This window comes from Brevibacterium aurantiacum (assembly GCF_003932995.1).
In the GTDB taxonomy this organism is placed as follows: domain Bacteria; phylum Actinomycetota; class Actinomycetes; order Actinomycetales; family Brevibacteriaceae; genus Brevibacterium; species Brevibacterium aurantiacum.
Genome location: NZ_CP025333.1, coordinates 2,239,059 through 2,256,745, shown reverse-complemented (window position 1 = coordinate 2,256,745; position 17,687 = coordinate 2,239,059). Strand labels below are relative to the sequence as shown.

Here is a 17,687-nt window from a genome sequence, read left to right as displayed (position 1 = left end):
CAGCCGGTCGCGCAGGAGCTGTTTGAGACCACCTGAGCGTGTGTCTGATCTCACTGCGCTTAAGGCGTGCAGGCAGCGTCATTGTGCGGCCTGCACGCCTTCTCTCGTTGCCTGCTCTGTGCCGATTGCCTGAATGCTCTCCTCCGATTTTCTGCGTCGCCTGAGGTGGAGCGGGGTGGACCCGGAATGAGCAGTTCTGCGAGCAATTGAGTTTTCTTTGCCGCTTTATGCCTCTCACGAGGGTTTTTGTTTTAGACTGAAGCAACTTCCCTACCTGCCCGTTCATGGTGACAGAGGAGATAATGTGGCACTCGAACCTTTGACCCCGCAACAGCGTTCAGCCGCTCTTGACAAGGCTTTCAAAGCGCGTCAGGCGCGAGCCGAGGTCAAATCAGCGCTGAAGAATGGTCAAACCGATCTCGCCGCCGTGCTGAAGAAGGCCGACGCAGACGAAGCACTCGCGAAGATGCGCGTTGTCGATCTGCTGAGATCCCTTCCGGGAGTCGGCGACCGGCGTGCGGAAGCGGCCATGGACGACGTGGGCATCGCCTCGTCACGTCGGATCAAGGGCCTGGGCGTACACCAGAAGAATGCCCTGTTGGAGAAATACTCCTGAATGTGTGAACAATAGATCTGTGAATAATCGACTGACCGTTCTCGCGGGTCCCACCGCGGTCGGAAAAGGCACCATCAGCGCGTACATCAGAGATCACCATCCCGAGGTCTGGTTCTCCGTCTCCGCCACCACGCGGCCACGGCGGCCCGGCGAAGTCGATGGTGTTCATTATCACTTCATCAGCGATGACGAATTCGACTCGCTCATCGCCGCCGGTGAGCTGCTCGAGTACGCCGTGGTCCATGGTCGCCACCGCTACGGCACGCCCTCGGCCCAAGTGCAGGAGAAGCTTGCTCAGGGGATTCCGGCCCTGTTGGAGATCGATCTGCAGGGCGCACGCCAGGTCAAGGACAAGATGCCGGAGGCGCTGTTCGTCTTCCTGGCACCACCCAGCTGGGACGAGCTCGTGTCGAGACTCACCGGTCGCGGAACGGAATCAGAGGCCGAACAGGAGCGTCGACTCACCACTGCCAAGCAGGAATTGGCGGCCGAATCCGAGTTCAACGTCACCATCGTCAATGACCACGTTCGCACTGCGGCCGAAGAACTCATATCATTGATGGGTATATCCACTACCGATTAGATTGGACATTCATTGCCTGCACAACCTGAAGGCATCACCAATCCACCGATTGATGATCTGCTGGCCGTGACCAGCTCGAAGTACGAACTGGTATCGATTGCGGCTCAGCGAGCTCGCCAGATCAATTCCTACTACGCCCAGCTCCAAGAGGGACTGCTCGAAAACGTCGGTCCGCTGGTGACCCCCGGCACCCATGAGAAGCCGCTGTCGATCGCGCTCCGCGAGATCAACGAGGGCAAGATCGTGGCCCGCGAAGTCACCGAAGCCGACTTCGGTGGCCTCAGCCAGGAGCCTGCGCAGCCCGCTGCCAGCAACGATGGCGCACTGGACTTCAGCGACCAGTGAGAACCGTACTCGGCGTCGCCGGTGGAATCGCTGCCTACAAGGCGTGCCATGTCATTCGGCGGCTCCGGGAGCTCGGGCACAGCGTCAAGGTCGTGCCCACTGCCAGCGCGCTGAACTTCGTCGGTGCTGCCACCTTCGAGGCGTTGTCCTCGCAGACGGTGACCACCGACGTCTTCGACGAGGTCGAGTCGGTCAACCATGTCCGCATCGGGCAGGATGCCGAACTCGTCGTCATTGCGCCGGCCACAGCCAATACCCTGGCCAAACTGGCCGCAGGAATCGCCGATGATCTGCTCACCGCGACGGTCCTGACGACGACCGCCGAGGTGGTCGTCGCTCCGGCCATGCACACCGAGATGTGGCAGAACGCTGCCACCGTCGCCAACATTGCGACCTTGAAGCAGCGAGGCATCCATGTCCTCGAGCCCGCTGTGGGACGACTCACCGGACCCGACTCCGGTCCCGGGCGCCTGCCCGAACCCGAGGCGATCGTTGATTTCGCCCTTGCCGCCGCTGCGAACGCTGCGGCCGCCAAGCTCGGCGGACCGCTGCAGGGCAAGCACCTTGTCGTCAGTGCCGGCGGAACCCGAGAACCACTCGATCCCGTGAGATTCCTCGGCAACCGCTCGTCAGGCAAGCAGGGCATCGCGCTGGCACGAGCCGCCGCAGCAGCCGGCGCCGAAGTGGATCTGGTTGCTGCCAACATCGACACGGGACTGCTGTCCGGCCTGCCGGACAACGTGCGCATCACGAACGTCGAATCCACGCTCGAACTCCAGACCCAGATGCTCGCCTCTCAACCCGAGGCCGATGCCATCATCATGGCCGCAGCCGTCGCCGACTACCGGCCGGCACAGCGCACCGATTCGAAGATGAAGAAGTCCGGCGGTGAGGGCCTGACCCTCAACCTGGTGCAGAACCCCGATGTGCTCGTTGGGCTCGTGCAGTCACGCCCCGAGTCGCAGATCATCGTCGGATTCGCCGCCGAGACCGGAGATTCTCATCACAGTGCGCTCGAGTACGCCAAGGCGAAGTTCCGGCGCAAGGGTGTCGACCTCCTGGTCTTCAACAATGTCTCCGAGGACAGAGCCTTCGGCCACGATGACAACGCCGTCCAGATCCTCAGCGCTGACGGCACTGACGTCGACGCATCCGTGGAATTCCACGGCAGCAAGGACGATGTTTCGGAAAAGGTCATCGCGGCTCTCGTGAATCGAATGGAATGCGTAGAATCGACGCCGTGAGTCAATCAAATCTGCGTTTCTTCTCGTCCGAATCCGTCACCGAGGGCCATCCCGACAAGATCTGCGACCAGATCAGCGATGCCGTTCTCGACGATCTGTTGAGTCAGGACCCGAACGCCAAGGTCGCAGTCGAGACGATGGTCACCACCGGTCTCGTCCACGTCGCCGGCGAGGTCAACACCGCGGCCTACGCCGATGTCGCCGGCATCGTCCGCCGGCTCATCACAGGAATCGGCTATGACTCCTCCGACACCGGATTCGACGGACACTCCTGCGGAGTCTCCGTGTCCATCGGCAGCCAGTCCACCGACATCCATTCCGGTGTGACCAACCCGCTGGACTTCCGTGAAGCCGTGGAATCCGACCACGGCTCAAGCCTGGGCGCCGGAGACCAGGGGTTGATGTTCGGCTATGCCGACAACGCCACCGATGTCCTCATGCCGGTGCCGATCCACCTGGCCTCACGCATGGCCGAGAAGCTGTCCGAGGTGCGCAAGACCGGCGCCCTTGACTACCTGCGCCCCGACGGCAAAACCCAGCTGACACTCGGCTACGATGGCGACGAAGCCGTGTCGATCGAGAACATCGTCGTCTCGACCCAGCACGCGGCACACGTGAACCAGGCCCAGCTGCATTCCGAGATCAAGGACTTCGTCATCGATCCGGTCATCGCCGGTTCCGGTCTCGACGACTCTCATGCCAACATCCACATCAACCCGGCCGGTCCCTTCGTCACCGGCGGACCGATGGGCGATGCCGGACTGACCGGTCGCAAGATCATCGTCGACACCTACGGCGGCTACTCCCGCCACGGTGGAGGTGCCTTCTCTGGGAAGGACCCGTCGAAGGTCGACCGCTCTGCTGCCTATGCCATGCGTTGGGTGGCGAAGAACGTCGTGGCGGCCGGGCTCGCCGACCGCGCCGAGGTGCAGGTCTCCTACGCCATCGGCCGTGTCGACCCGATGGGCCTCTACGTCGAGACCTTCGGCACCGAGAAGGTCGACCCGAACGCGATCTCGAAGGCGATTCGCGAGGTCTTCGATCTGCGACCGGCCGTGATCATCCGGGACCTCAACCTCCTGCGCCCGATCTACTCCCAGACGTCGACCTACGGTCACTTCGGCCGCGAGCTCCCTGATTTTACTTGGGAGGTCACGGACCGCGCCGACGATCTGCTGCGTGCAGTCTCCTCGGCTTGATGGACGAACCTCTTCCGATCGACACCGGCACCTCTGCCCTCGGACAGGTGCCGGTGGCTGCGGAGGATCCCGTGGCCCGAGTGCTCATCGATCACCCGGTGCCGCACCTGGCCCGTGCCTTCGACTACGCGGTGCCGGAGAAGTTCGCCGACACCGCCCGTCCGGGTGTACGAGTACGGGTCAAGTTCGCAGGTAGGCTGCGTGACGGTTTCCTGCTCGAGCGGGTCGAGTCATCCGATCACATCGGACCACTGGCCACGATCGAACGCATCACCAGTCCGGTCGCAGTCCTCACCCCCGAGCTGCTGCGTCTCGGCACCGCCACCGCCCGCCGCTACGCCGGCACACTCTCCGACGTCCTTCGGCTGGCGATCCCACCACGCCACGCCCGCGCCGAGAAGGCCGTTCTCAAGGCTGAGAAGACGCGTGAGCAGAACGCGAGCAGTTCCAGCGCACCGACAGACTCCGGTAACGCGAGCACGGCGTCCGAGAACTCGACCACCGCTGCAGACAACGAGACGGCGACTGCCGAGGACACGGTCGGCCGCCTCGGCGAATGGGTCCTCAGACATTCCCCGTCCGACCAGGCAGAGGACTTCCCCGCCGCCGAACATCCGCGCATCGCACTGACCTGCGTACCCGGGCCCACCCCGGGACTCAGTTGGATCACCGCCGGACTGGCCGCAGCCAGGGCCACACTGGCCGCGGGGGAGTCCGTGCTGTGGCTGGTGCCCGATCACCGCGAACTTGCTGTCCTCTCAGCGGCCCTCGACGCCAGCGCGGACATCGACTCGCACTCGGTGCTCAGCGCCGACCAATCGCCCGAACAGCGGTGGAATGCCTGGCTGCGGGGACTGCTGGGACACACACGCATAACGATCGGCACCAGAGCCGCGGCCTTCGCTCCCGTCGCAGACCTGGGCCTCATCATCTGCTTCGACGACTCGAACTCGAACTACCTCGACCAGCACGCTCCCTACCCGCACGCCAGAGAGGTCTGCCTGCTGAGGTCGACCATCGAGACCACCGGGCTGCTGTTCGTCTCCACCGACCGCAGCGCCGAGATCCAGCGTCTCGTGGAAGTCGGGTGGCTGCGCGACAGTACGCCCACCGGCCCGGAACGTCGCGAGGGAGCACCCCGAGTATTCGTCCCCGATGAGGAACGTGACCCCTTCGCCTGGCAGCGCATCCCCTCGCGGGCCTGGCAGCTCATGCGTGGTGCCCTGCGCCCCGGAACCAAGGACACCAACGCGGTCGGCCCCGTCCTCGTCCAGGTCCCACGAGCCGGGTATTACCCGGTGTTCGCCTGCGCACGATGCCAAGAGGTCGCCCGCTGCCCCAACTGTTCGGCCACGCTGACCACCCAGTCCGAGGTGGGGCCCTTCGCCTGCCGATCCTGCGGCTTCCACTCCGAGACCTTCTCCTGCGGGCGCTGCCGCTCGAACCAGGTGCGGTCGATCGTGCGCGGCAGGGGTCGCACCGTCGAAGAGCTGCGCAAGGCCATGCCGGGGATCGAAATCCTAGAATCCGGCGGGGATGACATTCCCGTCGCCATCGATGACACTGCCCGCATCGTCGTCGCCACCACCGGAGCCGAACCCTATGTTCTCGGGGGCTACGCCTGCGCCATTCTGCTCGACTCGCTGTGGCCTGGGCCTTGGATGCGCTCAACCGACGAGGGGATCAGCCGACGACTGCGTGCGGCAGTCCTCGTGAGATCACGCACTGCCGGGGGAGTCGTCTACCTCGGCGACACCGACGAGGCAATCCGGAGCACGGTGACCACCTTCGACCCGGTCACCAGCATGTCCAGAGCACTCGGCGATCGCAGGGAACTCGGATTCCCGCCCTACCGTCGCATCGTCGAACTCACCGGTCCCGGCACCGGCATCGACGCAGTCCTCGCCGAGGTGCCCGAACTGACCGAACTCATCCGCGACTCCGACGGCGATGACCAGAAAGCGGTCGCAGCCTATCCGATCGCGGCTGGCGACGCGGTGGGGGAATCACTGGCCCATCTCATCGCCTCGCGGTCGGCGAAGAAGCTGCCCCAAGTCCGTATCCGCATCGACGATCCGCGGTCGCTGTGAGCCCGATGATGCCCGGGCGCCGCACCTGCGGACCGAACAAGTAGAATTCCTCAAGTGGATATCGTCTTCGCCGGAACCCCGGATGCCGCAGTGCCAGCCCTCGAGGCCTTTGTCGAATCTCGACACCGCATCCGTGCCGTCCTCACCCGACCCGACGCCCCGGTGGGACGCAAGCGAGTCCTCACCCCCTCGCCGGTCAAGGCCCGCGCACTTGAGCTGGGTCTCGATGTCATCGAAGCGAGTCGTCTCCGCGGTGAGGTCATCGCCGAACTCCGCGCGCTCAAGGTCGATGCCGTGGCCGTCGTCGCCTATGGAGCAATCGCCGGACCGGCAGCCCTATCCACCGCCGAACTCGGCTGGTTCAACCTCCACTTCTCCCTCCTGCCCGCCCATCGCGGAGCCGCACCCGTCCAGCGAGCCCTGATCGAGGGCCGACAGCACAGCGGGGTGAGCGTGTTCAGAATCGACGAGGGCATGGACTCCGGCCCCGTCCTGCGTCGCCTCGAACTGCCGCTTGACCATCCCGACGTCGCCACCGCACTCGATGACTACGCTCACAAAGGCGCGGCAGAACTGGTCGCCGCCTTCGACGACCTCGAGGACGGAACCGCAGTCCTCACCCCACAGTCCGGAGAGGCGACCCACGCGGACAAGATCGGCGTCGATGATGCTCATCTCGACTTCACCGAACCAGCACAGGCCATCATCGACCGCTCCCGGGGAGTCAGCCCCAGCCCCGGACCATGGGCCGATGTCGATGAGAAGCGGACCAAACTCTTCGGTCTCACACCTGCTCCCGAGGTCACCGACCCGCCAGAGGTCGGCCTCCTGACATCCTGGGAGAAGACCGCCGTGCTTGGCTGCGGCGACGGATGGGTCCACGTGGCGGAGATCCAACCCTTCGGCAAAGCACGCATGGCCGCCGTTGACTTCCTGCGCGGCCGCGGCGACATCCGATTCGATCCCCTGGAAACCAGCGCCGAGCCGGCGGCCGATCCCGAGCAAGGAGCATGAGACAGATGCCAGCAGAAGAGCGCAGGCCACGGAAGCAGCCAGCCGGGAACGCAGCCGGCAACTCACGCCGGAAAGCAGGTGGAGCCGGCAGGAAGTCGGCTCCGCGCCGACAGCAGACGGAGCGTGAGCCCAGACAGGCGAAGAACCTGCCGCGGCGCATCGCCTGGGAGGTCCTCGTCGACGTAGAGACGAAGGACTCCTACGCGAACCTGCTCCTGCCCGCCAAGTTGGCCCGCACGCACATGGAACCCCAGGACGCGGCGTTCACAACGGAACTGACGTACGGCGCCCTGCGCCAACAGGAGTTCTACGATGCGATCATCGCCAGGGCCGCGAACCGGCCCATCGACAGCATCGACGCCGAACCGCTGGCCGGAATGCGCCTCGGCGCCCACCAGATCCTGTCCATGCGCGTGCCCGACCATGCAGCACTGTCTGAGACCGTCGCCGTGATCAAGACCAATGCACCGAAGACCGTCGGATTCGTCAACGCCGTGCTGCGTCGGATCTCCGAGGTCGACCGGGCCGAATGGCTGCGTCGCGTGACTGACGGTGCCACCGCTGTGGGCGAACAGGCCATCGAATACTCTCATCCCGAATGGATCGTTCGGGCCATGACCCAAGCACTCAAGGGCCATGGTCGTCAGGCCTCCGAACTGCAGGCACTGCTGGAGGCAGACAATGCGGCGGCCAAGGTCAGCGTCTCCGCCCTGCCCGGACTCGTGGACCGCAGCGAGCTGCCTGGGGCCCCGACCGAATTCTCTCCCATCGGCGTCACCCTCGAGACCGCCGTGCCCAAGAACGTCGATGCCGTCGCCACCGGCCGCGCCCGTGTGCAGGACGAAGGCTCCGCACTGGTGGCGCTGGCGCTGGCACAGGTTGAGGCACCGGCAGGCAACTGGGCAGACCTGTGCGCCGGCCCCGGCGGCAAGGCCGCAGTCCTGGCAGCGATCGCCAAACAGCAGGGCGGTGCCCTCGACGCTTTCGACTCCAGTGAGCACCGGGTTGAACTCGTGAGGTCTTCCACCCAGGCACTCGTCAACGTCACCACCCGCGTCCAAGATGCCCGTGATGCCACCGGTCCCTACGCGAAGGTCCTCGTCGACGTCCCCTGCTCGGGCCTCGGCGCCCTGCGGCGTCGTCCCGAAGCCCGCTACCGGCGGCGCCCCGAGGACATCAATGCCCTGGCTGGGCTGCAGCGCGAGCTTCTGCGTGCGGCCTTGGACGCCTGCGCTCCCGGGGGAGTCGTGGCCTACTCCACCTGTTCTCCCCACTACGCAGAGACCGTGCTCGTCGTCGACGATGTCCTGCGCAAAACCGACGTCGAGATCCTCGACGCACCGGCGGTCCTCGCCGAGGTCACCGGAACCGACGCCGAGGGGTTTGCCTCGGTGACCAGGGGAGCGGGACGGTACGCTCAGCTGTGGCCCCATGTCCACAACACCGATGGAATGTTCTTGGCTCTGATGCGGAAGGCGAACTGAAATGGCGATCGAGATCAATCCCAGCATCCTCAGCTCCGATTTCTCGGACCTGCGGGGCGAACTGGCGAAGATCAGCACGGCAGATATGGCTCACATCGACGTGATGGATAACCATTTCGTCCCCAATCTGACATTCGGTCCTCCCGTGGTCGAACGGATCCAGGCGATCAGCCCGATCCCACTCGACGCTCACCTGATGATCGCCGAGGCGGACAGGCACGCCCCCGTCTACGCCGAACTCGGCTGTGCCTCGGTGACCTTCCACGCCGAGGCGGCCGCCGCACCCGTGCGTCTGGCCAGGGAGATCCGGAAGCTGGGAGCCAAAGCCAGCCTCGCACTCAAGCCGGCGACTCCGATCGAACCCTTCATCGACCTCCTCGGCGAGTTCGATCAGATCCTCATCATGACCGTTGAACCCGGGTTCGGCGGGCAGAAGTTCCTCGATGTGTGCCTGCCGAAGATCCGGCGCACGCGTGAAGCGATTTCGGCTTCCGGGCTTGAGATCAAACTTCAGGTCGATGGGGGAGTGTCGACCTCGACGGTCGAACGCGTTGTCGACGCCGGTGCCGATGTGCTCGTGGCCGGCTCCGCCGTCTACGGACCCGAAGACGCCGCCGCCGCGATCTCAGGGCTGCGTGAACTCGCAGCATCACACGTGCACTGAAGAAGGCCGATATGGAACTGCTCGACTGGCTGAACACGCCGGCATTCGAACTGCTGGGCAAACCAGTGCCGTACTCCGACCTGTTCGGCAACATCTGCGCCCTGGCCACTGTGGTCCTGGCGCTGCGCCGCAACATCCTGTCCTGGCCGGTCCAGATCCTCGGTTCCATCCTGCTCTTCGCCGCGAGCATCTCCGCGGGCCTGGGCGGCAACGCCTCCCGGCAGGTCGTCATCATCGTCGCCGCGGTGTGGGGCTGGACGCAGTGGAACAAATCGCGCGAAGCCGCAGGAGAGGTCCTCGTCCGCTGGGCCACCTGGAAGGAACGATTCCTCCTGATCGGTGCCCTGCTGCTGGGCACCGCGGTGTTCGGCTATGTCCTGGCACTGGGCGGATGGTCATGGAACCCCTACCCAGACGCTTACATCTTCATCGGATCACTCGTGGCGATGTACGCCCAGGGACGGGCGATCGTCGAATTCTGGTTCGTGTGGCTGGCCGTCGACCTCGTCGGCATTCCCCTGGCAGTAGCCGGAGGCCTCGTGTTCTCCGGGGCTGTGTACCTCATCTTCCTCGTCATGGTCGTCATCGGCTTCATCGACTGGTCGAAGAGATCACGGCAGACGATCTCTGCGCCCCACCTCGGCGCAACGGACATCAACCGCAGCCCGGAGGAATGAGACCGTTCCGCTCACTGGGGCTGTCCCGCTGGTCGAGACCCTGTGCGGACGCGAAGTAGGCGATGTATTAGGCTGGATTCGTGAAGACCTTTGACTCGCTCTACGCCGAACTCCTGCAGAAATCCCTCGATCGCCCCGAAGGCTCGAAGACCGTGGCCGAACTCGACGCCGGAGTCCATGCGATCGGAAAGAAGGTCGTCGAAGAAGCCGCAGAGGTCTGGATGGCGGCCGAGTACGAGACCAAGGACGAGCTTGCCGGGGAGATCTCCCAGCTGCTCTACCACCTCCAGGTGCTCATGGTCGCCAAGGATCTCAGCCTCGACGACGTCAACTCGCATCTGTAGAGACCGCCTGAACCAGAGACCGCCTGAACCGCAGTCCGAGCACCACCCACAACCGTTGACGATGAAACACAAAAGGACACCATGCTGCGTGTAGCCGTGCCGAACAAGGGCGCACTGTCCGAAGCCGCCTCCGAAATGCTCAGCGAGGCCGGATACTCCACCCGCCGGGGAAGCAAGACCCTGGTCCATCAGGATGAAGTCAACGGCGTCGAATTCTTCTACCTGCGCCCCCGCGACATCGCCGTCTACGTCGGGTCGGGAATCCTCGACGCCGGCATCACCGGTCGCGATCTGCTTCTGGAGTCGAAGGCCGAGGCGCAGGAAGTCATCGGACTCGGATTCGGTGCCTCCCGCTTCTTCTACGCCGGTGTCAGCGGTTCCTACACCTCCCCGGCACAGCTCGAGGGTGCCCGCATCGCCACCAGCTTCCCCAACCTCGTCGACGCCGACCTGCAGGCCAGAGGCATCGATGCGAAGACCGTGCAGCTCGACGGAGCGATCGAAGTCTCCATCCAGCTCGGCGTCGCCGATGCCATCGCCGATGTGGTCGAAACCGGCAGCACCCTGCGCGCGGCAGGACTTGAGACCTTCGGCGAACCCCTGCTGGAGTCCGAGGCCGTCCTCGTCCAACGCGATGGGGCAGCCGAGACCATCGAGGTGCTCAAGCGCCGGCTCGAATCGGTGATGGTGGCCCGTCAGTACGTTCTCGTCGACTACAACATCGAAGAGCGCCTCCTGCCACAAGCTCTCGGGCTGACCCCCGGCCTCGAATCACCCACGATCTCCCCACTGCAGGAGACTGGCTGGGTCGCCGCCCGCGTCATGGTCGAATCCAAAGAGGTCAACAACGTCATGGACCGCCTCTACGCGGTCGGTGCACGTGCGATTCTGGTGACGAACATTGGCGCCTGCCGAATCTGATTTCCGCGTCTTCCGACCCCGCCAGGTGCGCGTCATCAGCACCGTCGGCGCAGTGGTGGTGTTCATCGGCTTTGCCGTGCTCTCCGTGGCACTGCTCGTCGTGGACTGGGACCCTTGGACCCCGCTCGATGTGGTCTGGATGAACCTGCTGGGAATCATCTTCGCAGCCGCCCTGCTGCGCGTCGCCGACATCCAGGCCCGACCCAGCGAATCCGGCCTGGTCGTGAAGAACATGGTCAGGACGCGGACCTTCGCCTGGGGTCAGATTCTCGGCGTCGCTTTCTCCCCGGAGGGAGACGACCCCTGGCCGACCCTCGATCTGACCGACGGAACCACCTACAGCGTGATGGCGATCCAGCATGCGGATGGCCCCCGAGCCCACGAGGAATGTCAGCGATTGCGTATGCTCATCGCTAGATGGACCCACTTCAAGGAGGAATAGGAATGTCGAACGACACAATCACAGGGGTCGAAGGCCCACTGACCGGATACACGGTCATCGACCTCTCTCGCGCATTGGCCGGCCCACATGCGGGAATGATGTTCGGCGACCTCGGCGCCCGAGTGATCAAGGTCGAGAACCCGGGCAAGGGCGATGACTCGCGGTCCTGGGGACCTCCCTTCGTAGGACCCGAAGACGACCCGCAGGCAACGTACTTCTTCTCCTGCAACCGCAATAAGGAATCCATCGCCCTCGACCTCAAGTCGGACACCGGCAAGCAGACGCTGCGCGAACTCATCTCCCGGGCCGACGTGCTCATCGAGAACTTCCGCTCCGGCGTCCTCGACCGCCTCGGCTTCTCCACCACGGTGTGCATGGAGATCAACCCGCGCCTGGTGCTCCTGTCGATCACCGGCTTCGGCCACGACGGACCCGAATCCTCCCGCGCCGGCTACGACCAGATCGCTCAGGGCGAAGCGGGCCTGATGTCACTGACAGGGTCGGGGCCAGACGACATGCAGCGCGTCGGAGTCCCCATCGCAGACCTCCTGGCCGGGATCTACGGCTCCTACGGTGTCCTCGCCGCCCTGCTCGAACGTGAACGCACCGGCAAGGGCAAGGTCGTCCGCACCTCCCTCATCGCCGGAATGGTCGGAGTCCACGCCTTCCAGGGCACCCGCGCCACAGTGGCCGGGCAGAACCCGCAGCCCGGCGGCAACCACCATCCTTCTCTGTCTCCCTACGGACTCTTCAAATGCCATGAAGGCGCCGTGCAGATCTCCGTGGGCAACGAGAACCTGTGGCAGAAGTTCTGCGCCGCATTCGACATCGACCCGGCCACCGAAGGCATGTCCGACAACGCCTCCCGCGTTGCGAACCGCCCGGCCGTGATCGAGCTCATCGAGAGCAAGTTCGCCGCCTTCGGGCCAGAGGACCTGCTCGCCAAGCTCGGCGACGCAGGGATCCCGTCCGGCACGGTGCGCACTCTCGAAGAGGTCTACTCCTGGGACCAGGCGCTGAGCCAGGGACTCAAGGTCTCCGTCGATCACCCGGTCCTCGGCGACATCGACCTGCCGGGACCGCCACTGCGCTTCTTCGACGCCGATGGTGAGGCCGAGGTCGAGACCACGCGGACCGCACACGATGCCCCACCGCTGCTGAACGAGGACGCCGAGGCGATCGTGTCCTGGCTCGACTCGGACGGCTGAGACTCCCGCGCACAGCAGGCCCAACACAGCAGGTCCAACACCGCTTTACCGTTCGTCAGACACATCTGAAACAGGAGATACGCACGTGGCACGGTTGAATGCTCATGAACTCGTCGACATCGTCGTGGACGACGGATCCTTCGTGTCCTGGGACACGACTCCGATCACACCCGCCGGAGGAATCTCCGACGAGTACGCGGCCGAACTCGCCGCCGCTAAGGAGAAGTCCGGAGTCGACGAAGCCATCATCACCGGAGAGGGGCGGATCGAGGGTCGTCGCGTTGCCATCGTCGCCGGCGAATTCCGTTTCCTCGCCGGTTCGATCGGCGTGGCCGCGGCCCAGCGGCTCGTCGACGCGATCGAACGTGCGACGCTCGAAGGGCTGCCGCTGCTGGCGGGTCCCGCCTCGGGCGGTACCAGAATGCAGGAAGGCACGATCGCGTTCCTGTCGATGGTCAAAATCACCAACGCCGTCATGGCCCACCGCCGGGCAGCTCTGCCCTACCTCGTGTACCTGCGGCATCCGACCACCGGCGGGGTGTTCGCGTCCTGGGGTTCGATGGGCCACGTCACCGTCGCCGAGGCGGGATCGCTCATCGGCTTCCTCGGACCGCGGGTCTACGAAGCCATCTACGGAGAGAAGTTCCCCGAGAACGTGCAGACGGGTGAGAACCTGCACAAGCACGGGATCATCGACGCGGTGATCAGTCCCGAACGGATTCAGACCACCCTCGCCCGCGTCCTCGACGTGCTCATGGGCGCCAAGGAGATTCCGCCCCGCGTCGCCGACCCGGACACACGTCCCGAGATCGTCGACCCGGACTCCGACGCCTGGGACGCGATCACCCGGTCCCGCAACGCCGATCGTCCCGGAGTTCGCGACCTGCTGCGCACCGCGGCCAACACCGTGCTGCCCCTCAACGGCACAGGACAAGGTGAGAAGGACCCGGGACTCCTGCTGGCGCTGGCGAAGTTCGGCTCCGCCCCGTGCATTGTTCTCGGTCAGGATCGTTTCCGCCAGGATTCCCGGGCACCTCTCGGGCCTGCGGCACTGCGAGAGGCCAGGCGCGGAATGCGGTTGGCCGCCGAACTCGATCTGCCGCTGGTGACCGTCATCGACACCCCTGGTGCTGCACTGTCGAAATCTGCTGAAGAGGGCGGAATCGCCGGCGAGATCGCCCGCAGCCTCGCCGACCTCGCGAACCTCGATGCGCCTTCGGTGTCCCTCATCCTCGGTGAGGGGTCCGGCGGGGGAGCGCTGGCACTGATCCCCGCGGATCGAGTGCTCAGTGCCGAAAACGGGTGGCTTTCGCCCCTGCCTCCGGAAGGTGCCTCGGCGATCGTGCACCGGACGACCGACCGTGCGCCGGAGATGGCCCAGAGCCAAGGTGTGCATGCACCCATGCTCATGTCGACGGGAGTCGTCGACCGCATCATCGCCGAACATCCGGATGCGAGTGAGGAGCCATTGGACTTCGTGGCTCGGGTGGGTGCGACACTGGAGTACGAACTCATCGAGCTCATGCGTGAACCATCCGACCGGCGCCTGGCGCGCCGGATGGAACGGTATCGCACACTCGGAATCTGAACGTCGACAAGGAATCTAGGAGAGTCACATGGTTGCCATCAGAGTCATTCCGTGCCTCGACGTCGACGAAGGACGTGTCGTCAAGGGCGTGAAGTTCGCGGACCTCAAGGACGCCGGCGATCCGGTCGAATTGGCCCGACGCTACGGGGAATCCGGTGCGGACGAGCTGACATTCCTCGATGTCACCGCCAGCAGCGGTGATCGCGAGACCGTTCACGATATCGTCCGGGCCTGTGCCGAAGAGGTCTTCATTCCGCTGACCGTCGGCGGCGGCATCCGCAGCGTCACCGACGTCGACCGCCTCCTGCGCGATGGAGCGGACAAGGTCTCCGTCAATACCTCGGCGGTCGCGAACCCGCAGCTCATCAGCGACATCGCCCACCATTTCGGCAACCAGGTCCTCGTCCTGTCCCTCGACGCCAGACGGAGCCAGGGGACGCAGACACGTTCCGGCTTCGAAGTCACCACCCGCGGCGGCAGAGAGGGCACAGGTCGCTGCGCCATCGACTGGATCACCGAGGCCGCCGAGCGCGGCGTGGGTGAGATCCTGCTCAACTCCATCGACGCAGACGGCACTCGCGATGGCTTCGATCTCGAACTCATCGCCGCCGCACGGGCAGCCGTCGACGTTCCGCTCATCGCCTCCGGGGGAGCCGGACGGGTCGAGCACTTCGCTCCCGCCGTGGCGGCCGGAGCCGATGCGCTGCTGGCCGCGAGCGTCTTCCACTTCGGAACTCTGAGCATCGCCGAGGTCAAGGACGCACTCCGGAACGAAGGGATCGAAGTCCGATGAGCACACACGAGACCACCACGCAGATCGACGCGACCCCGGAGAACTGGCGTGAACTGATCACTCTCAACTCCGACGGGCTCATCCCCGTCATCGTCCAGGAGGTCAACACCCGGGAGGTGCTGATGATGGCCTGGATGGACGTGGAAGCCATCGAGCGCACCCTGAGCACCGGCGCCGCAGTCTACTGGTCCCGGTCCAGGCAGGAATACTGGGTCAAGGGCGAAACCTCGGGGAACACACAGAAGGTGGCCTCCCTGAGCCTCGACTGCGACGCAGACGCTCTGCTCATGGAGGTCGAACAGACCGGACCGGCCTGCCATACTCTGACCCCGACGTGCTTCACCGGAAGGACCATCAGTGCCAACTGAGACTTCGACGACGTCCACTTCGACGACCGAGACCGGGCTGACGATCCGTCCCAGTCTCGAAGAATTTCGAGCCTCGGGCGCCGACCACCGCCTGGTGCCTGTCCATGCGGAGGTGCTTGCCGACACGGAGACTCCCTTGAGTCTGTACCGCAAGCTCACCGACGGCGGGCCCGGCAGCTTTCTCTTCGAGTCGGCCGTGTCCGGAGCCTGGGCACGGTACTCATTCATCGGCTCGGCTCCCGTGGCCACTCTGATCTCCGAGGGCGAGAGTTTCCGCTGGGAAGGCACACCGCCGGTGGGAATCCCCGCCGAGGGCAGCGTTCTCGACGCCGTGACCGCGACCCTGGAACTGCTCGCCGTCGATGAGACTGAGTCGGTGCTGGCACCGATGGTCTCAAGCTTCGTCGGCTACTTCGGTTGGGACATCGTCCGCCAGTTCGAAAAGCTCGGCCCGGCACCGGCCAATGAGCACCATCTGCCGACCGTGCAGCTGATGATCCCCGGCGACATCGCGGTCTACGATCACTACTCAGGAACCCTGACGCTCGTCGCCAACGTCTTCAACGTCAACGGTGCCGACACCGGCATCGACGAGGCTTACCACGCGGGTGTCGACCGGATCGAAGCGATGCTGGCCAGAATCACCGAACCCGTCGACGCCGAGATCTCAAGCACTCACTTCGTCCCGCCGCAGGTCTCGACACGCACCGACCCACAGGTCTACCTCGACAACGTCGAACGAGCCAAGCAAGAGATCGTCAACGGCGAGATCTTCCAGGTCGTCCTCGGACAGCGCTTCGACACCGAGTGCACCGCCGACCCGCTGACGGTCTACCGGATGCTGCGCCATTCGAACCCCAGCCCCTTCATGTACCTGCTCAACCTCCACGATGATCAGGGCCAGCCCGCCAGCATCATCGGTTCTTCTCCGGAGGCCCTCGTGACGGTTCGCTCCGGTGACGTTGTCACCCATCCGATCGCCGGATCCAGGCCCCGAGGCGCCACCACTGAAGAGGACTCGGCCCTGGCCAGAGACCTCATCAACGACGAGAAGGAACTGGCCGAGCACCTGATGCTCGTCGACCTTGCCCGCAACGACCTGGCGAAGGTCTGCCAGGCGGGGACCGTGGATGTCAGCGAGTTCATGGACATTGTGCGCTACAGCCACATCATGCACATCTCATCGACCGTGCGCGGAGAACTCGCGCCGGGCAAGGGGGCCGTGGACGTGCTTCGTGCCACGTTCCCGGCGGGCACCCTCTCCGGGGCTCCCAAACCCCGTGCTCTGCAGATCATCGACGAGCTCGAGACCATCGGCCGCGGAATCTACGGGGGTGTCGTCGGCTACATGTCATTCACCGGAGACCTCGACCTGGCGATCGCCATCCGCACCGGCGTCCTCCGCGACTCGGTCATGAGCGTCTACGCCGGCGGTGGTCTCGTCGCGGATTCGGTTCCCGAAACCGAATATCAGGAATCACAGAACAAGGCGGCCGCCGTCTTGGGTGCAGCATCGGCAGCCAGCGCGGTGACGAAGCTCGGAGAGCCGAGAGAGGAATGGACCTGAGATGACCAAATCACGCGGTGTCCTCCTCGTCCTCATTCTTGCGGGAGCCCTGTGGGCGATCAGCCTCGCCTCCTGGCAGGCAGGGGTCGCCGGCGACACGCTCGGACCAGCAGGTGTGGCCGACGTCACGGAAGACGCGAGCTCTCAGGCCTCGCCGGTCGCCACCGCCTGCGTCGCAATCATCGCCGTCACCGGACTGCTCTCGGCCATGCTGGGAAAGATCGGACGCTTCGTCGTCCTCGGCTTCGCCGGCCTGGCCGCCGTGGGCTACGGCATGACCGCGCTGCAGTCCGTGTCAGCCCCCGGAGCTACCGCGTGGCCGATCGTGGGCCTGTGCGCGGCAGCCATCGCGCTCATCGTCATCGTCTACGTCGCCTTCTCCTCGGCGAGCTGGACGAACTCGAACCGGTACGCCCGGACGGCAGAGGCCGGAGGTGAAGAGTTCGACTCGGCCGCGACCTGGGACGCACTTTCCCGCGGAGACGATCCCGACTCCGCCGCTGGTGGGGCCGACGATGAATCGAAATGACCTCGTGACCG

19 protein-coding genes are annotated in these 17,687 nt (G+C 64.9%); all 19 read left to right on the top strand.

Annotated features, from left to right (window positions below):
• The first annotated feature begins 304 nt into the window (after window positions 1-304).
• A complete protein-coding gene (gene mihF / locus CXR25_RS10515; RefSeq protein WP_096158782.1) occupies window positions 305-616 on the top strand; it encodes an integration host factor, actinobacterial type in 312 nt (103 codons plus the stop codon).
• Between the two features lie 19 nt (window positions 617-635).
• Window positions 636-1,199: a guanylate kinase gene (gene gmk / locus CXR25_RS10510; protein ID WP_009881419.1), complete on the top strand. Its 564-nt coding sequence runs from the start codon at window positions 636-638 to the stop codon at window positions 1,197-1,199.
• Between the two features lie 12 nt (window positions 1,200-1,211).
• On the top strand, window positions 1,212-1,544 hold the full coding sequence (gene rpoZ / locus CXR25_RS10505) for a DNA-directed RNA polymerase subunit omega (RefSeq protein ID WP_009881418.1): 333 nt from the start codon (window positions 1,212-1,214) through the stop codon (window positions 1,542-1,544).
• Entirely contained in the window at window positions 1,541-2,788 is a 1,248-nt protein-coding gene (gene coaBC, locus CXR25_RS10500; RefSeq protein ID WP_096177761.1) for a bifunctional phosphopantothenoylcysteine decarboxylase/phosphopantothenate--cysteine ligase CoaBC, read from the top strand. The genes rpoZ and coaBC overlap by 4 nt, the downstream gene beginning before the upstream one ends.
• Window positions 2,785-3,987, top strand: coding sequence for a methionine adenosyltransferase (gene metK, locus CXR25_RS10495; protein ID WP_009881416.1), 1,203 nt, complete (start codon window positions 2,785-2,787; stop codon window positions 3,985-3,987). The genes coaBC and metK overlap by 4 nt, the downstream gene beginning before the upstream one ends.
• Window positions 3,987-6,077: a primosomal protein N' family DNA-binding protein gene (locus CXR25_RS10490; protein WP_096177762.1), complete on the top strand. Its 2,091-nt coding sequence runs from the start codon at window positions 3,987-3,989 to the stop codon at window positions 6,075-6,077. Before metK ends, CXR25_RS10490 begins: the two co-directional genes overlap by 1 nt.
• A gap of 54 nt (window positions 6,078-6,131) precedes the next feature.
• Window positions 6,132-7,091: a methionyl-tRNA formyltransferase gene (locus CXR25_RS10485; protein ID WP_096145597.1), complete on the top strand. Its 960-nt coding sequence runs from the start codon at window positions 6,132-6,134 to the stop codon at window positions 7,089-7,091.
• Between the two features lie 5 nt (window positions 7,092-7,096).
• Window positions 7,097-8,575, top strand: coding sequence for an RsmB/NOP family class I SAM-dependent RNA methyltransferase (locus CXR25_RS10480; RefSeq protein ID WP_096177763.1), 1,479 nt, complete (start codon window positions 7,097-7,099; stop codon window positions 8,573-8,575).
• Between the two features lies 1 nt (window position 8,576).
• Window positions 8,577-9,239 (top strand): ribulose-phosphate 3-epimerase, encoded by a 663-nt coding sequence (rpe, locus tag CXR25_RS10475; protein ID WP_009881412.1) that lies wholly within the window; start codon window positions 8,577-8,579, stop codon window positions 9,237-9,239.
• An 11-nt stretch (window positions 9,240-9,250) separates the two neighbouring features.
• A complete protein-coding gene (locus tag CXR25_RS10470; RefSeq protein ID WP_009881411.1) occupies window positions 9,251-9,916 on the top strand; it encodes a nicotinamide mononucleotide transporter family protein in 666 nt (221 codons plus the stop codon).
• Window positions 9,917-9,996: 80 nt separating this feature from the next.
• Window positions 9,997-10,260, top strand: coding sequence for a phosphoribosyl-ATP diphosphatase (locus CXR25_RS10465; protein ID WP_009881410.1), 264 nt, complete (start codon window positions 9,997-9,999; stop codon window positions 10,258-10,260).
• Between the two features lie 81 nt (window positions 10,261-10,341).
• On the top strand, window positions 10,342-11,181 hold the full coding sequence (gene hisG, locus CXR25_RS10460; RefSeq protein WP_009881409.1) for an ATP phosphoribosyltransferase: 840 nt from the start codon (window positions 10,342-10,344) through the stop codon (window positions 11,179-11,181).
• Entirely contained in the window at window positions 11,162-11,623 is a 462-nt protein-coding gene (locus CXR25_RS10455) for a PH domain-containing protein (protein WP_009881408.1), read from the top strand. The genes hisG and CXR25_RS10455 overlap by 20 nt, the downstream gene beginning before the upstream one ends.
• 2 nt (window positions 11,624-11,625) lie before the next feature.
• Window positions 11,626-12,831 carry a CaiB/BaiF CoA transferase family protein gene (locus CXR25_RS10450; protein WP_009881407.1) on the top strand — a complete coding sequence of 402 codons (1,206 nt, stop codon included), beginning with the start codon at window positions 11,626-11,628 and terminating at the stop codon, window positions 12,829-12,831.
• Window positions 12,832-12,916: 85 nt separating this feature from the next.
• Entirely contained in the window at window positions 12,917-14,419 is a 1,503-nt protein-coding gene (locus CXR25_RS10445; protein WP_096158776.1) for a carboxyl transferase domain-containing protein, read from the top strand.
• 28 nt (window positions 14,420-14,447) lie between these two features.
• Window positions 14,448-15,212 (top strand): imidazole glycerol phosphate synthase subunit HisF, encoded by a 765-nt coding sequence (gene hisF, locus CXR25_RS10440; protein ID WP_096158775.1) that lies wholly within the window; start codon window positions 14,448-14,450, stop codon window positions 15,210-15,212.
• Window positions 15,209-15,580, top strand: coding sequence for a phosphoribosyl-AMP cyclohydrolase (gene hisI, locus CXR25_RS10435; protein WP_009881404.1), 372 nt, complete (start codon window positions 15,209-15,211; stop codon window positions 15,578-15,580). Before hisF ends, hisI begins: the two co-directional genes overlap by 4 nt.
• A complete protein-coding gene (gene trpE / locus CXR25_RS10430; RefSeq protein ID WP_009881403.1) occupies window positions 15,570-17,147 on the top strand; it encodes an anthranilate synthase component I in 1,578 nt (525 codons plus the stop codon). The genes hisI and trpE overlap by 11 nt, the downstream gene beginning before the upstream one ends.
• Window position 17,148: 1 nt before the next feature.
• On the top strand, window positions 17,149-17,676 hold the full coding sequence (locus tag CXR25_RS10425; protein WP_069600244.1) for a Trp biosynthesis-associated membrane protein: 528 nt from the start codon (window positions 17,149-17,151) through the stop codon (window positions 17,674-17,676).
• Window positions 17,677-17,687: the final 11 nt, after the last annotated feature.